The organism is Nocardia sp. NPDC060255 (assembly GCF_042727395.1).
GTDB lineage: Bacteria > Actinomycetota > Actinomycetes > Mycobacteriales > Mycobacteriaceae > Nocardia.
Genome location: NZ_JBHXAU010000002.1, coordinates 148,549 through 162,816, shown reverse-complemented (window position 1 = coordinate 162,816; position 14,268 = coordinate 148,549). Strand labels below are relative to the sequence as shown.

17 protein-coding genes are annotated in these 14,268 nt (G+C 65.8%); 11 read left to right on the top strand and 6 right to left on the bottom strand.

The genetic code is table 11. From position 1 onward, the window contains the following. The first annotated feature begins 162 nt into the window (after positions 1-162). Positions 163-699 (top strand): DUF6886 family protein, encoded by a 537-nt coding sequence (locus ACFWF1_RS06615; RefSeq protein WP_379285994.1) that lies wholly within the window; start codon positions 163-165, stop codon positions 697-699. Between the two features lie 5 nt (positions 700-704). Here ACFWF1_RS06615 and ACFWF1_RS06610 read toward each other — a convergent pair whose 3' ends face one another. Beyond that, positions 705-1,148, bottom strand: coding sequence for a YybH family protein (locus ACFWF1_RS06610; protein WP_379285993.1), 444 nt, complete (start codon positions 1,146-1,148; stop codon positions 705-707). Positions 1,149-1,418: 270 nt separating this feature from the next. Beyond that, complete coding sequence (locus ACFWF1_RS06605; protein ID WP_379285992.1) at positions 1,419-2,258, bottom strand: helix-turn-helix transcriptional regulator; 840 nt, start codon at positions 2,256-2,258, stop codon at positions 1,419-1,421. Between the two features lie 102 nt (positions 2,259-2,360). Here ACFWF1_RS06605 and ACFWF1_RS06600 point away from each other — a divergent pair, with 102 nt between their 5' ends. After that, complete coding sequence (locus ACFWF1_RS06600; RefSeq protein ID WP_379285991.1) at positions 2,361-3,077, top strand: SDR family oxidoreductase; 717 nt, start codon at positions 2,361-2,363, stop codon at positions 3,075-3,077. Positions 3,078-3,784: 707 nt separating this feature from the next. Continuing rightward, positions 3,785-4,651: an LLM class flavin-dependent oxidoreductase gene (locus ACFWF1_RS06595; RefSeq protein WP_379285989.1), complete on the top strand. Its 867-nt coding sequence runs from the start codon at positions 3,785-3,787 to the stop codon at positions 4,649-4,651. A 182-nt stretch (positions 4,652-4,833) separates the two neighbouring features. Here ACFWF1_RS06595 and ACFWF1_RS06590 read toward each other — a convergent pair whose 3' ends face one another. Continuing rightward, a complete protein-coding gene (locus ACFWF1_RS06590; RefSeq protein ID WP_379285988.1) occupies positions 4,834-6,261 on the bottom strand; it encodes an FAD-dependent monooxygenase in 1,428 nt (475 codons plus the stop codon). A gap of 66 nt (positions 6,262-6,327) precedes the next feature. Here ACFWF1_RS06590 and ACFWF1_RS06585 point away from each other — a divergent pair, with 66 nt between their 5' ends. From ACFWF1_RS06585 to ACFWF1_RS06550, 8 genes are all read left to right on the top strand, one after another. Beyond that, positions 6,328-6,954, top strand: a complete 627-nt coding sequence (locus ACFWF1_RS06585; RefSeq protein WP_379285987.1) for a TetR family transcriptional regulator — start codon at positions 6,328-6,330, stop codon at positions 6,952-6,954. 78 nt (positions 6,955-7,032) lie between these two features. Beyond that, positions 7,033-7,998 (top strand): ADP-ribosylglycohydrolase family protein, encoded by a 966-nt coding sequence (locus tag ACFWF1_RS06580; RefSeq protein ID WP_379285986.1) that lies wholly within the window; start codon positions 7,033-7,035, stop codon positions 7,996-7,998. A gap of 52 nt (positions 7,999-8,050) precedes the next feature. Beyond that, complete coding sequence (locus ACFWF1_RS06575; protein WP_379285984.1) at positions 8,051-8,260, top strand: hypothetical protein; 210 nt, start codon at positions 8,051-8,053, stop codon at positions 8,258-8,260. Positions 8,261-8,414: 154 nt separating this feature from the next. Continuing rightward, the gene (locus tag ACFWF1_RS06570; RefSeq protein WP_379285982.1) at positions 8,415-9,287 is read left to right on the top strand and encodes a hypothetical protein; all 873 of its coding nucleotides are present in this window, start codon (positions 8,415-8,417) and stop codon (positions 9,285-9,287) included. Positions 9,288-9,290: 3 nt separating this feature from the next. Next, on the top strand, positions 9,291-10,088 hold the full coding sequence (locus ACFWF1_RS06565; protein ID WP_379285981.1) for an alpha/beta fold hydrolase: 798 nt from the start codon (positions 9,291-9,293) through the stop codon (positions 10,086-10,088). Continuing rightward, a complete protein-coding gene (locus ACFWF1_RS06560; protein WP_379285979.1) occupies positions 10,085-10,498 on the top strand; it encodes a hypothetical protein in 414 nt (137 codons plus the stop codon). The genes ACFWF1_RS06565 and ACFWF1_RS06560 overlap by 4 nt, the downstream gene beginning before the upstream one ends. A gap of 228 nt (positions 10,499-10,726) precedes the next feature. Continuing rightward, positions 10,727-11,485 (top strand): alpha/beta hydrolase, encoded by a 759-nt coding sequence (locus ACFWF1_RS06555; RefSeq protein WP_379285977.1) that lies wholly within the window; start codon positions 10,727-10,729, stop codon positions 11,483-11,485. A gap of 83 nt (positions 11,486-11,568) precedes the next feature. Then, entirely contained in the window at positions 11,569-12,423 is an 855-nt protein-coding gene (locus ACFWF1_RS06550; protein WP_379285975.1) for a sterol desaturase family protein, read from the top strand. On the opposite strand, the gene ACFWF1_RS06545 is transcribed toward ACFWF1_RS06550, so the two are convergent. From ACFWF1_RS06545 to ACFWF1_RS06535, 3 genes are read right to left on the bottom strand one after another with little or no spacing between them, the layout of a single operon-like run. After that, positions 12,399-12,794 carry a hypothetical protein gene (locus ACFWF1_RS06545; protein WP_379285973.1) on the bottom strand — a complete coding sequence of 132 codons (396 nt, stop codon included), beginning with the start codon at positions 12,792-12,794 and terminating at the stop codon, positions 12,399-12,401. The genes ACFWF1_RS06550 and ACFWF1_RS06545 overlap by 25 nt on opposite strands. Then, the gene (locus ACFWF1_RS06540) at positions 12,791-13,732 is read right to left on the bottom strand and encodes a metallophosphoesterase family protein (protein ID WP_379285971.1); all 942 of its coding nucleotides are present in this window, start codon (positions 13,730-13,732) and stop codon (positions 12,791-12,793) included. The genes ACFWF1_RS06545 and ACFWF1_RS06540 overlap by 4 nt, the downstream gene beginning before the upstream one ends. Further along, complete coding sequence (locus tag ACFWF1_RS06535) at positions 13,729-14,193, bottom strand: cupredoxin family copper-binding protein (RefSeq protein WP_379285969.1); 465 nt, start codon at positions 14,191-14,193, stop codon at positions 13,729-13,731. The genes ACFWF1_RS06540 and ACFWF1_RS06535 overlap by 4 nt, the downstream gene beginning before the upstream one ends. Positions 14,194-14,268 lie beyond the last annotated feature (75 nt).

The following is a 14,268-nucleotide window of genomic DNA, read 5'->3' as shown; positions in this document are numbered from 1 at the left end:
CCGCCGCTCACCACAAGTGAGGTCGGTACGCATAACCAGCCCATCGCGCCACGCCGCCCGAGCGTTTCGTCCCGCCACGCCGATCCGATTTGCGCCGCCCGTAACGCGTTGGACGAGTTCGGTTTCCGCACCGGTCGGTCGCTGGTGTGGTAGCGAAGGGGCATGTACCCCGAGCCAGGGGAAGTTCTGCACTTCTCCGAGGATCCGACCATCGACCGTTTCCTGCCGCACACCGCGCCGACCGCCCGCCAGCCCGAGCCGTATGTCTGGGCCGTGGACCGGGACCGAGCCCCCGGCTATTGGTTCCCTCGTGCCTGCCCACGCGCGATGGCCTGGATCACCGCCGACACGACCGCCGCCGATCGCGCGGCCATCATCGGGCCGGGCGGGGGAGAGCGCGTGCACGCCATCGAATACGGCTGGTTCGACCAGCTACGCAGTGTCACGCTGTACGCATACCGCCTGCCCGCGGCGCTGTTCCGTCCCTTCGGTGACCCGGTTCCGCACGCTCACGTGGCAACGGTGCCCGTTGAGCCACTTGCGCCGCCGCATAAAGTCGGCGATCTGCTGAAACTGCATGAGCATGCCGCGATTCAGCTGCGAATCCTGCCTAATCTATGGGACTTCTGGGACGCCGCGACCGCCAGTTCACTGGGTTTCAGCGGCATCCGGTTGCGCGCCGCCCGGCCTCGCACCTGAGTTCGCTACGGCGTCAGATCCAGTACTGCCGTGCCGTTCGCGAAGTTTGTCGGGACCGAGCTGTGGTCGTGCACGATGAGCCACTGGCCGTCGCGTTTCTGGAAGCAGGCGGTCCAGCGGAGCCAGAGGTCGGCTTCCTGGCCGTCGCGCAGCGTGCCCATCATGCGATTGAGGCTGCGGCTGAAGGCGACATCGGTGCCGATGGTGATGTCCAGCTCGCGGATCTCGAACTCGATGGGCCCGGTGAAGTTGGCGAACGTCGCCTCCCACGGCCTGCGGTATTCGTCCGTCCCGACGTACCGCAGCGGCGGCGCGATATCGAACGACACCGTATCCACAGCATGAATCGCCATGGCCGCGTCCACATCGCGGTTCCGAAACGCCTCGACCCACCTGTCGATCACGCCTCGGATATCCGCGTCGTCTGCCGCTTCTGTTGTGCGGGTCATCGTCCCACCTCGAACTTCCCTCACGTTGGGAAATATCACCCTGCCAGACCCCACCGACAGGTTCCCCCGATCGACAACTAGCGCGGTTTCCAGAAGGTGAGCTGGTCACGCGGGCGCACCGCCAGCCACCCCGCCAGCTCCGCACTGGAACGAAGCCCACCGTCGATTACGGCGCGATAGATGTTTCGATCGGTGTGCTGGTCCGATGCGACCGGGGAGCAGTTGGGCGGCCAGGGCCGCGTCGGTTCGCCAGTGTGGCAGGAGGATTCGTTATCCGGTCAGGGATTGGGTGCCGAGCACGGTGAGTAGCGCGAGGCGTTCGGCGTCCTCGGTGCCCGGCTCGGCGGTGTAGATCATGATGCGCAGGTCGCTGCCTGCGACCGTGAGTATGTCGCAGTCCAGCGTCACCGGGCCTACTCGCGGGTGATCGATCGTCTTCTGCGCGGCCTCGCGACGGCTGACCGCGCCGGAGTCCCACAGTTCGGCGAATCGGGTGCTGTTTGCGCGCAGGTCTGCGATGAGTTTGCGTAGGCGTAGGTCGGCCGGATATTGGGCGGCGGCTGCGCGTAGGTCGGAGACCAGGGATATTTCGTGTGCGTGGGTGGCTTCCGGTGTCCGGCGGGAGGCGATGCCGGGGCCGACGAATTGTCGCCACACGCCGTTGCGGTTGTTGTCGTGTGGTCCGGGGGGTTCGCCCATCAACGCTGCGTACGGTTGGTTGAATTGCAGGAGCGTCCACGAGGCGTCGTAGACGGCGACGGGAGTGCCGGTCAGTCGGTCCAGTACGCGTTGCACGCTCGAGGTGATGTAGGTGGGCACGGTGTCCGGGTCCGGCAGCGGCACTCCGGCCAGCCGGAACAGGTGTGCGCGTTCGGTCGAGGACAATCGGAGACCTCTGGCCAGCGCCTCGACGACCTGAGCCGACGGGTTGGACGCGCGTCCTTGTTCGAGGCGGGTGATGTAGTCGACGGAAATGCCGGCCAACAGTGCCAATTCCTCCCGGCGCAGCCCCGGTGCGCGTCGGTGACCACCGGCCGGCAGCCCGGCTGCCTCGGGCGCGACCCGGTCGCGCCACCGGCGCATTGCCTTCCCGAATTCCGCGGTTGCCATGGTTCTCAGTCTGCCCGCGCCCCGGTCGGCGTGCCTGGTATCAGCAGTCCCAGGAAGAGCAGACGACTGGCTGGCTCGCATCCTCGAAGCAAAGCTGAAGCCATGACAACGACACTGATCACCGGAGCGAACAAGGGCCTCGGCTTCGAGACCGCCCGCCGACTGATCGCGGCAGGCCACACCGTCTATCTCGGCAGCAGGGACGCCGAACGCGGCAGGCGGGCCGCCGAACAGTTGGGTGCCCGCGCGGTCGTCCTCGACGTCACCGACGACGCCTCCGTCGCGGCGGCCGTGAAAACCCTCGAGGCCGACGGCGGCCTGGACGTCCTGATCAACAACGCGGGCATCTCCGGCCTCGAAGGACAAACCCGCGACAGCGACGATATCGGCGCCGGCGCCGTCACCGTCGACATCATGCGCCCGATCTTCGACACCAACGTCTTCGGCGTAGTCCGCGTAACCCACGCCTTCCTCCCCCTGCTACGCCGATCCGCCGCACCCGTCGTGGTCAACGTCAGCAGCGGCCTGGCCTCACTGACCCACGTCACCACCCCGGACACACCGGCATACCTCTACCCGGGAGTCGCCTACCCGGCATCCAAGGCCGCAGTCAACATGATCACCGTCCAATACGCAAAAGCGTTCCCGGACATGCGAATCAACGCGGTAGAGCCCGGCTACACAGCAACAGACCTGAACGGCCACGAGGGAACACAGACCGTCGAAGAGGGCGCCGAGATCATCGTCCGAATGGCCCAGCTGACCCCCGACGGACCGACCGGTGGCTACTTCGACGCCAACGGCACCCTACCCTGGTAGTCCGATCATCTACCGGCGGTAGAGCATTCGCACCCGAGCAGTGCCAATCGGCCCGTGGCGTGACAGGTGCAAAAGCAATCCAGTTGCCAGGCTTACGAATTCGCGGCCTGACCGTTGGTACCGTTCACCCACGGCGGACAGACACGGATTAGGGCCCGCCCGCCGGGCGGATTCCGAGAGCGACTGCGGATCTCTGCTCGAACCGTGTACAGCCCCCACCCCGCCCAGCCGAACCCAGAATCCGCGCACTCTCTCGGGACCTGCACTGACTTTAGGGCCCTATTCCGAGTGCCGATCCCGAGAGAGTGCGCAGATTCTGGGCGTACCGGCTGGAGGGCTCACTTCGCAGGCTGATTGAGCACTAGAAGTCGCGCACCCCTGTACAGGAGCCGCATCCCGCCCAAACGCTCCGCGCTCGCCACTGTATCCCCAGAATCTGCACTGTTTCTCGGGACCTGCACTGGCTATAGGGCCCTATTCCGAGTGCTGATCCCGAGACAGAGTGCAGATCCTGGGGATACTGGCTGGGGAGTGACCCGCGGGCGCGATCGAGCACCGGAACCGCCGCCGACCACCACCAGAAATCGCGATCAGCCGCCACCCAATCGCTGGTAGGCGGCTGAACACCGCGCGACAGCCAGGCGACTGTCGTCGCCGCAGAATCCGATCTGCTTGCCAGCCGCGTTCCGGCACAGCACTATTCGGGTATGCGATTCTCGATCAACATTCCGAACTTCGGCGACTTCGCCGACGCCAGGACGGTGGCGATGGCGGCGTCGGCGGCGGAAGAGGCAGGCTGGGACGCACTGTTCATCTGGGACCACGTGGTTCTCGACAAGAAAGCACGTCGGGGGCAGCCGTTCGGTGATCCGTGGATGCTGCTGACCGCCGCGGCGCTGGCGACCTCCCGCCTGAAGCTGGGCACCCTGGTCACCCCGGTGGCGCGGCGGCGGCCGGAACAACTCGCCCGCCAGGTGGCGACCTTGGACGCGCTGAGCGGTGGCCGGGTCATTTTCAGCGCGGGCCTCGGCGGCCCGATCGCCGACGAATTCGGCAGCTTCGGCGAGCCGACCGACCCGGTCCTGCTGGCCGAGCGCCTCGATGAAGGCCTGGATCTGTTGCAGCGCTACTGGTCTGGCGAGCGGGTCGACCACGACGGAAAGCACTACCAGGTCAACGACGTCACCCTGCTGCCCGCCGCGACCCAACGCCCCCGCCCACCCGTCTGGATCGCAGGCTTCTGGCCGCACCGCCGACCGATCCGCCGAGCTGCCCGCTGGGACGGCGTCGTCCCCCTGTTCAGCTCCGGACACGGCGGCCTGCCACCTATCGACGAACTCCGCGACCTCATCGCCTACGCCGAGGACCACCGAAAAGACCACCAGGACAACCACTTCGATGTCGTAGTGGGCGGCATCAGCCCCGGCGACCCCGCTAAGGCGCGTGACCTCATCGCACCTTTCGCCGAAGCAGGCGCCACCTGGTGGGACGAACGCCAACTCATGACCACCGACGCCCTGCACCGTCTCGCCCCGGTCATGCGCCGCATCAACCAGGGCCCGCCCACCCTGTAGCGGCAATCGCAACGGGCGTCAGCTGCGCGGGTCGGGAAGACCGACGGTAATCGATACGTCTCAACTGCCTCAACCGCGCTACACCTCCGGTCGGCGCCGTCATGTGTTCGGTGCCGACCGGAATTCAGGCCGAATCATCGACCGGTGGTTGATGATTCGGCAGTCCGATACCGCCGCGGTGCTCAGCCGAACCAGCGGGTGAGGGCGGTTTCGAGCGGTTGTTCGTCGGTGGCCGACCAGGCGATGTAACCGTCGGGCCGGATCAGGACGCTGGTGGTGTCGCCGTCGGCTTTGGCGGTGACGTGATCGACTCGATCGGACCAGCGCTCGATCGACCTGGGTGTGTCATCGAGCGAGAGCAGCAGGCCGCGGCCGGAGTGCATCAGTTGGCTCATCCGGGTCGGACCGTCCGGTGTGGTGAGGTCGATGTCGATCATGCGCGGGCCGAGCCCGGCGTACTGGGTGTCGAGGCCCGACATCATGCCTGAGACAAAGTAATTGGCTTCGGGCAGCCGCAGCAGATCGGTGAACAACTCGCTGACTGCAGCGATATTCGCGTTCTGGTCGGCGTTGAGGATGACACCCTGTGCGCGGGTGGTGCGCAGGACCCGCGCGGCGACCGGGTAGCGCTCGCTGTGATAGCTGTCGAGCAACCCTTCGGGTGCCCAACCATGCACCGCCGCAGCGAGTTTCCAACCCAGGTTGACGGCGTCCTGGATGCCGAGGTTTACGCCCTGACCGCCGATCGGCAGGTGGATGTGGGCCGCGTCCCCGGCGAAGAACACCCTGCCTTCGCGGTAGCGTTCGACCTGCCGAGCCGCGTCACTGAACCGGGAGGCCTCGCGCAACTCGCCGAGCCGCGTCTCGGGCCCGAACACCGCCTGCAGCGCCTCGTCGACTTCCGCTGCCGTGACGGGCGTTTGGCGATCGGTTCGTTCGGCGTCGAGCTTGCCGAAGATGAACCGGTACACGCCACCCTCGAGGGGGTGCAGGACAGTGAAGAACCCGTTGCCGGACTTGAAGTACTGACTGAAGTGTTCGGAAGTGGTGGGGACAGTGTCGGATCGGGACGCGAGGGTCAGGTCCGCGACAGCCGAGGCCATGGTGCCCGCGGTCCCCGGGAACGGGACGCCCAGCAGCTTACGAACGGTGCTGTGCCCACCATCGCACGCGACGAGATAGCTGCCCCGAATATCCCCGACCGTGACGCCGCCGGAATCCTGTTCGATCGCCGACACCTCGAACTCGCGCAGCACCGGCACCCCCTGGTCGACCAGTCGCTGTTCGAGGAAGGCCTCCAGCCGAGTCTGTGGAATCCCGACCGGATACGGATGACGGGTCTGCCACGGCCTGCAGTCCAGTTCGACCGGGAGCCCCGCGAAATGCCCACCGAACTCGCCGCGGGGGATCGCGCGGTCGAGCAGTGGCTCCAGCATTCCGCGCAGGTCGAGTACTTCTGCAGTGCGCGGTTGCAGCCCGCCGGCCCGGGACTGCGCGCTGCGCGTGCTCATTTTCTCCACCACTACCACCGGTACTCCGGCCAGCGTGAGCTCATTGGCCAGCATCAACCCCGTCGGCCCTGCCCCGACCACGATCACTTCAGTCCGCATGTCATCCTCCGAAAGTAGACTCGATGCAATAATACACTTAATCTACTATTGCGCTAGAGTGAGAACATGACCGAACCGACGGGACTACGCGAACGCAAGAAACTCCGTATCCGCGAGCAGATCGGCGCCACGGCGATCCGCATGTTCCTCGAATCCGGGTTCGACCAGGTCTCGATCACCGACATCGCCCGCGCGGCCGAGGTCTCCCGGCGCACCCTGTTCGCGTACTTCCCGACCAAGGAAGACCTTGTCCTGCAACGGTTCGCCGACCACGAAGACGAAGCGGCCAGGACCGTCCGCACCCGGCAGCCCGACCAGCCGCCGCTGGACGCACTCCGCGAAGCCCACCTCGCAGCGCTGCGTCGACGTGACCCGAACACCGGCCTGAACGACACCCCCGAGATCATGGCGTTCCTCCAATTGGTCAGCGGCACCGAAAGTTTGGCGGCCAGACTGAGCCGCTACGCCTCCCGCGGCGTAACCGCCCTGGCAGCTGCGTTGCACGAGAACGGTTTCGACGAACTCACCGCCCGCCTCCTCGCCGCCCAGGTGACCGTCGTCCAACGCGAACTCGCCATCATGAACCACACCCGCCTCGTCGAAGGCGAATCCGCCGCAGCCCGCTACCCGGCGGCCGTCCGAGCCAGCAATCACGCGTTCGATCTCCTGCGCGACGGGATCGCGGGGCGGTAACCCCGGCCGTTCGTACGCCGCACGCACGTCTTCGTGCTGGCGGAACGGCCGGCCGCGCGACGGTTAGGATCAGCTGCGATGCATATCGACTTGATGCTTGATTCGCTGGATGGGCTGTCTGTGGGGGACTCGCTGGGTCAGCAGTTCCCCATAATGCGACGGTCGATTCAGGATATTCGGGTGGGCAATCTCCCAGCGGGGCCGTGGGCGTGGACCGACGATTCCGAGATGGCCTGCACCGTGGTCGCTGAGCTTTGTGCTCATGGTGCGATCGATCAGGATCGGCTGGCCGTCGCCTTCGCGCGACGGTTCGATCCGGGCCGTGACTATGGGTTCATCGCCGTCAGTACGTTGCGTCGAATACAGGGCGGCGCGCACTGGCGGGAAGTGGCGGGCGCCGCGTACGACGGTCAGGGTTCCTGTGGCAATGGTGCCGCCATGCGGGTCGCCCCGCTGGGCGCCTACTACGCCGAAGATCCGAAAAGAGTTGTCGCCGAGGCTGTTCGGTCGGCGCAGGTGACGCACATGCATCCGGAAGGGGTGGCCGGGGCGGTGGCGGTGGCGCTCGCGGCCGGTCGCGCCGCGTATGCCCGACTGAGTGGAATCCGGCCCACACCAACGGAATTCATCACGACGGTGCTCGATCATCTCGACGACGGCGAGACGAGCCGACTGATTCGGCACGCCCGCACGCTGCTCGGGGCCTCCGCCGAACAGGCCGCTGCCGAACTCGGTAACGGATCCCAGGTGACCGCGCAGAACACGGTGCCGTTCACGCTATGGGTCGCGGCAACCCATCTCGCCGACTACCCGTCCGCGATCACCACCTGCATTGCGGCAGACGGGGATACCGACACCACCAGCGCCATCGCCGGTGGCATCGTCGCCGCCTACACCGGCACCGCCCCCAGCACAGGCCCGCTCATCGGGGTCCCGCCGGACTGGCTCGCCGCGCGGGAACCGTTGCCCGACTGGTTCGACCCGGACCGCCGACCCCGCCGCCGCAAGAGCTCCCTGCGCCGCTGGCTGTCCGGCGCATCATGAGCACCCTCATCGCCGCACACCGACCGCCGCTGACTTGGATTACTGTGGCGGCGTGGGGTTTACCGAATACGCACCAGGCGACGTCATCCATTTCCCGGCAGGCCCGTTCAACGGGATCTGCGGCGTCGTGCGCGAGGTCTACTCGCATCGCGCGATGCTACGCATCGACTTCGCCGAGGGCACCGTCCACCGCGAAGGCAACGTGCTGCGGGAGCGCCGGCACACCCTGACCGTCGGATACGACGAGGTCGAACTGCTCTGAGCGCGAACTAGACCCGCGCTGTCGATCGAACGGCCGATACTCCCGCCTGCGGGTGGCCGATAGCGTACGGTGATAGCCCGGTCGCGGGTGGCCAGGTCTGATCGAACTCGGTTGTTCCGCGCGAGATTGTCGCTGGTCGATCGTCGGAGCCTGAATGAATGTCGCACCATGGTTTCGTATCGTGCAGACCCTGCGGCAGATTCGCCCGTTGCTCTTGGTCGCCGCATTAACGGCGATCATCGCCTTCGGGGTGGCGTCGGCGCGAAACCTGTTGATCCGAGCGGGCGGAACCGGCGGACCGGCTGGACTCGCGGACGTGTTGTGGCAGCTCCTGTTGTTCGCGGCGCTGTCGGGTGTGCTCGCCTTCTTGATCGTAGAGTTCATCAAGCATCAGACGCCGCTGCGCGGGGGTTTTCACCGTCTGCTCGTGGAGCGGTACTTCGGTGCGGACATCAATCGGTTGAACGAGCAAGTGGTGGAACAGACCTATCGGTCACCGGTCGAATCGTCACGGATCGCCGCCGTTGGTTCGCCCAGCTATCTCAGCTATGACTCGACGTCTCGGCAGTTGGCGGGCCAGCTGGCGGAATCTTTGAGCTATTTCGCTGTCTGCGTAGCGAATAGCCCGATTTCAGACGAACTCCGTGACGCTCTCGCCTACGCCGCTATCGGTGATCGGCGAGTGGCGCAGGGCCTCATTCCAGGGCACCGAGAAGACCCCGGGGCGGAGATAGCGGCAGACAGACCACGAGGGAGCTCGAAGCGCAGGCCTGCTGATGCGGTGTACGAGCACATCGAACGCAGGCTCGACGCTTTCCAGATCCACGTGCAGAACCGCTGGCACCGGTTGCTCCGGGCGACGTCGGCCGGCTGGGCCGGGTTCTTCGCGGCTATCGGCGCCTCCGTGATTCACCTGGGTGCGGCCGAACTGGTGTTGGCAACCATGGGCGGGGTGGCGATCGGCGGTCCGGTGGCCTGGTTGATCCGCGATCTGGCCCGGCTGGTCGAGCGCAGGGGAGTGCTCTGACCGGTGAATTACGACCTGCTCCTGACTCTTCGGTACGCCGAGCGCGGCGGACCGCGCCTGGCTCGGGTCAAAGAGATACGTGCACCTGAACCGGGCCGCCCGATGCTGTTGTTCGTCCACGGGTTCAACGTCGACCAGGGTCACGCGATGCGGCAGTGGAACTCCGTCGCGTCGTTGATCACTCCCGATCCGCGGGTTCAGCGCGGCCCGTTCCTGTGGCCCAGCGATCTCAACCGATACCGATCGATCGGTCGGTTGACCTATCCGAAGGTGGTGGAACCGGCTCGCGAATGCGGACGGCTACTCGCCGATTATCTGCAGCGGCGCGGCAATCATCCGTGCGTGCTGATAGGGCACTCACTCGGCTCGCTGGTGGTACTCGCTGCCGCGGACCGTCTGCGCGGAAGCCTCACGGGTCTGGGCCTGGTCGGTGCGGCTGTGGCGGTATCCGAAATGGAGCGGATCACGGGGCAATATGGACTCCGCCTCGCGCATACCGAGGCCGTCGGTTTCAGCCCCCGCGACCCAGTCCTCAAGCGCCCCTTCGACATGGGCAACTGGTTGTCCGCACCGTGGACGCCGCGTAGCGAGGCGGTCGGGTTGCACGGAGCGCCGGCGGACCGACCCTGGGGGCACCGGCAGGACTTCGAGATCAATCATCACGCGCACTGGCAGGAAGAAGCGTTCGGTGCGTTCACCGCGGCCGTGCTCGGCACCATGGCAGTGCGTAAACCGAGCGCGGCGCAGCGACCCCGCGAACGTCGTGTGCGGACTCGGCCGAGCAGAAGGGAAGCTGGATGACCAGCGATGTGGACGCGATACGAGCGGCGGTCCAAGAGTACAAGGCACAGCACAGCCCGAAGTTGGACTCGTTTCTCTACAACGGCGGGACCGTGGTCGCGCTCGCGGTGAGCATCGCCGCGACCTCGCTGCCCTGGTCGGGCGAGACGCAATGGATCCCAAGGGTTCTCACCGCAGTGGCCGCCATCATCATCGGCGCCGAGCGCGCGCTCTCGTTCGGTGAGCGGTGGCGATTCCATCGAACCCGCTACGGTGCCGCACAGTCCCTCGAACTCCGCCTGGCGCGGATCCCTGCGCTGGAACCAGCGGAAGCCGCCGGGGAAATCACGGCGATCGTGCGTGAACTCGGTGAGTTGCTTCGCAACGACAGTGTGCCGGTCGGTCAGCAACCAGGTCTTTCCGCACGGTGAAGGGCGATGAGACGCACCTGTGCGGGCTCGATGTCGCTGTCCGAAAAGTCGGTAGCGGGAGGTAGGGGCGGGTTGATAGCGTGCGGGGGACCGTGAGTACGCGTGAGGAGGTGCGACCCATGAAGGCTGTATCCAGGTGGGTGCTCCCCGTCCGCTGCACGGTTGGCGATTGAAGTAGGTGTCGCCGGGAGCGTCTGTTGGGCAAGACAATCCCGAAAGGTGAGAGCTATGGATTTCACTACAGAAACATCGTCGAACGGTGTTGTCGAACGCGAATTCACGGTGGGTGAGATCACCGGTGTGCTGTGGTCGCCCGCATCCGGCTCGGCCGGCGCGCCCCTGATCTTGTTGGGTCACACCGGCGGCTTACACAAGAAAGCGCCCGGAATCTGTCTCCGCGCACAGCATTACGTGAGCGTCTATGGGTTCACCGTCGCCGCCATCGATGCGCCCGGCCACGGCGACCGACCACGAAACGCCCAGGATCAACGGTGGGTCGCCGCGATGCTGCGAGCCCGGGCGGCAGGCGATCCGATCGGCCCGATCATCATCGAGTACAACACCTCGCTGGCCGAGCGGGCCGTGCCGGAATGGCAGGCAACCGTGGATGCCTTGCAAGCGCTACCCGAGATCGGCGAACAAGCCCCCATCGGTTACGGCGGCAGCACCTTGGGCACCGCGACCGGTGTGATGCTGGCGGCAACCGAATCACGAATCGCCGCAGCTAATTTCAGCACGGTCTTCGTCTACGAGGCACTGACCGAAGCGGCCCGCCGGATCACCATCCCGATCGAGTTCCTGCTCGCCTGGGACGACGAGGAAATCGACCGCCACGCCGGTCTGGCACTGTTCGACGCTTTCGCCTCGAAGGAGAAGACACTGCACGCCAACCCCGGCAGGCACAACCAAATACCCGGATTCGAGGTCGACAGCTCGGCCAGGTTCTTCGCCCGGCATCTCGGCCGGACCGTCACCGCACTGGTCTGACGTGACACGGTATCGGCGACCAGCTTCCAGTTGGTCGCCGATACCGTTGTCAGTCGGCCCCTTCCGATGCTATTTTCACGGCTGTGGGGGCGCTCGCCGAATTCCTGCAGCACGCGACGACGGCCGCGATCGGCGCCGTGCCGATCTATCTGGTGTTCATCGCCATCGAGGTAATCGCCGTGCGTATCCTCGACGCCGGTTCGGGTGATCGGGGCGGCAAAGGGTACGGGTTCGCCGATACGATCAACAGTCTCGCACTCGGGCTCGGCTCGGTGATCATTCACGGCATCACGCAGATCGGCCCGTTGGTCGGCGGCATCGCCGCGCTCTACGTCCTGACACCATTGAAGATGCCTTCGCAGTGGTGGAGTTGGGCGTTACTGCTGATCGGCTATGACCTGCTCTACTATCTCCGGCATCGGGCCAGTCATCGCGTCCGGCTGATGTGGGCCGGGCATCAGGTGCATCACTCCAGTCAGTACTTCAATCTCGCGGTGGCGCTGCGCCGGAAATGGGCACCGCCATGGCAATTGGCCTTCAACATCCCGCTGGCCGTGCTCGGCTACTCCCCGGCGATGATCGGGGTCGCGATCACCATCGATCTGACCTACCAGTTCTTCCTGCACACAGAAACCGTCGGCCGCCTGCCCCGCTGGTTCGAGTATGTCTGCAACACTCCCTCGCACCACCGCGTCCACCACGGCAGTGACGCCGACTACCTCGACCACAACTATGGCGCGTTCCTGATCATCTGGGACCGCCTGTTCGGCACCTTCGTCCCCGAAACCCACCCCGCCACCTTCGGACTGGCCCGCAAGATCGATAGCACAAACCCCCTGACCATCGGAGTCAGCGGCTACCGCGACATCCTGCACGACCTGCGCAACTCCCATACCCTGCGCGAACGCCTCGGTTATGTCTTCCTCCCGCCACGGTAGGCAATCAGCAGCGACGCCACCCCCAAGATGACGGTGAGGATCTCCGCGCCCACGCTCAGCGCTGCCTGTGGCGCAGGTTCCCAACCCACCTCGCTGAACCCGAAAAGTCCAGTGGTGCGCGACAATACGAACGCGCCCAACGCGCCGACCGCGAGTCCGACCGCCGCGACCCGCAATGTCCACGGTCCGGCGAGCACCATCACTGCGAGCGCGAACGAGGCGGCGGCCTGCAGCAGGAATGACGGGCCGATGATATGGATGTAGCGGTAGCCACTGCCGTAGAGGTCGGCGTGCAGGTAGCCGCTGACTACGAGGCTCGCGCTGATTCCCGCGCGTGCGAACAGATCCGGCGATAAGAGACGTCCCGTCATTTCAGCGTCTGCTCCTTGATCGCCAGCATCTGCTGCCCCTTCTGATAGGTCACCTCGCGGATTCCCAAGGCGTCGTGCAGCTTTCCCGCCAGCAGCGTCACCGGTTTCGGCGTGGGCCCGTCACCCGGCTTCGGCAGGGGATAGGCGGTGGTGGTGCCGCTGTAGAAGGTGATATTGCCTTCGGTTTTCGTGAACAGCTGGTGCACATGACCGTTGAGGCAGGTGACGGAGGAGAACCGTCGCAGATAACTCAGCGCCTCGGTGGCATCGTCGGTGCCCCAACCCCATTGGGGATACATCGCGAACAGCGGAATGTGACTGAACACGATGATCGGTGTGTCGCTGGACAGTCCGGCGACGTCCTTGCGCACGAAGTCCAGCTGATCCTGCCCCAGATGTCCGAGCGTCTGCAGATTCAGCGTGTTCACCAGGGCGATCAGGTGGACGCCCGCGATGTCGAGGCTGTACCAGCCATCGCCGCGGGTGCCCTTGCCGAACACCGAACGATACTTCTGCCCCGCGTCATCGGTCGAATCATGTTCTCCCGGAACGGTGAACACGTGCGGGGTGTTCAGCCCCTGCATCATCTGCGCCACCTGATCGAACTGCTCCGGGGTGGCCAAATGGGTGAGATCGCCGGTGTGGATGACGAAATCAGGCTGGTAACCAAGCGAATTCACCTGGCTGATCGCCTCGGTGAACGTATCGGTGACATTCGCATTGGCGGTGCCCTGGAACCCGATGTGGCTGTCGCTGAGCTGGGCGAAGCGCAGCGTCGGGCGACCGTCCGCCACGGGCGGTGCGGCACCGGCGACGTGCGAGATCACCTCGCCGCCGATCACGGTGAGCCCAACCGCGGCCCCGAACCAGGCACTGTGCCGCATGAGCTGCCGCCGCGTCATCGCGTGCGGGTCGCGCGGATCGGTGTGTTCGCTCATGGTGTGACCACCACCGTCGCCTTCATGAACGGATGGATCGAGCAGATGTAGGCGAAGGTGCCCGCCTTGGCGAAGGTGAACGTGTACGTCGCCCCCGCCCCCATCCCCGGCGAGTGGAAACTACCGTCGGTGGCCGCGACGGTGTGCGGCTCCTCGTCATGGTTGACCCAGGTGACCGTCGTGCCCGCCTTGACCGTGAGCGCCGCCGGCGCGAAGGCGAAGTTGTCGATGTTCACCGCGTTCGGCCCGGCCGGAGCCGCCGCCTGCGTCGGCGGCGCCATCGACATGCCGGGCATGCCGGGCATGCCGCCACCCGGCTGCATGCCGGGAGTCGCTGTGCCGGAAGCGAACACGGGCGTCGGCGCAGAGTTGGTCGCGCCCTGGCTACCGCAGGCGGTCACGATCGCCATCAGCACCGCTGCCGCGCCGACGACTATCGTTCGCCGTGGGATACGTCTCATCGATCCGGTCCTCCATCCGGGGTGGGTCTGCCCGCTGGTGCGGGTCCTCACCGATAGATAGCGACCGGGGTTACA

Bases quoted from the DNA above. Each gene is read 5' to 3' on its own strand.
- ACFWF1_RS06555 (WP_379285977.1), top strand. From the start codon at position 10,727: ATGGATTTCACTACAGAAACATCGTCGAACGGTGTTGTCGAACGCGAA.
- ACFWF1_RS06580 (WP_379285986.1), top strand. From the start codon at position 7,033: ATGCATATCGACTTGATGCTTGATTCGCTGGATGGGCTGTCTGTGGGG.
- ACFWF1_RS06600 (WP_379285991.1), top strand. From the start codon at position 2,361: ATGACAACGACACTGATCACCGGAGCGAACAAGGGCCTCGGCTTCGAG.
- ACFWF1_RS06595 (WP_379285989.1), top strand. From the start codon at position 3,785: ATGCGATTCTCGATCAACATTCCGAACTTCGGCGACTTCGCCGACGCC.
- ACFWF1_RS06560 (WP_379285979.1), top strand. From the start codon at position 10,085: ATGACCAGCGATGTGGACGCGATACGAGCGGCGGTCCAAGAGTACAAG.
- ACFWF1_RS06610 (WP_379285993.1), bottom strand. From the start codon at position 1,148: ATGACCCGCACAACAGAAGCGGCAGACGACGCGGATATCCGAGGCGTG.
- ACFWF1_RS06540 (WP_379285971.1), bottom strand. From the start codon at position 13,732: ATGAGCGAACACACCGATCCGCGCGACCCGCACGCGATGACGCGGCGG.
- ACFWF1_RS06535 (WP_379285969.1), bottom strand. From the start codon at position 14,193: ATGAGACGTATCCCACGGCGAACGATAGTCGTCGGCGCGGCAGCGGTG.
- ACFWF1_RS06585 (WP_379285987.1), top strand. From the start codon at position 6,328: ATGACCGAACCGACGGGACTACGCGAACGCAAGAAACTCCGTATCCGC.
- ACFWF1_RS06590 (WP_379285988.1), bottom strand. From the start codon at position 6,261: ATGCGGACTGAAGTGATCGTGGTCGGGGCAGGGCCGACGGGGTTGATG.
- ACFWF1_RS06605 (WP_379285992.1), bottom strand. From the start codon at position 2,258: ATGGCAACCGCGGAATTCGGGAAGGCAATGCGCCGGTGGCGCGACCGG.
- ACFWF1_RS06570 (WP_379285982.1), top strand. From the start codon at position 8,415: ATGAATGTCGCACCATGGTTTCGTATCGTGCAGACCCTGCGGCAGATT.
- ACFWF1_RS06615 (WP_379285994.1), top strand. From the start codon at position 163: ATGTACCCCGAGCCAGGGGAAGTTCTGCACTTCTCCGAGGATCCGACC.
- ACFWF1_RS06545 (WP_379285973.1), bottom strand. From the start codon at position 12,794: ATGACGGGACGTCTCTTATCGCCGGATCTGTTCGCACGCGCGGGAATC.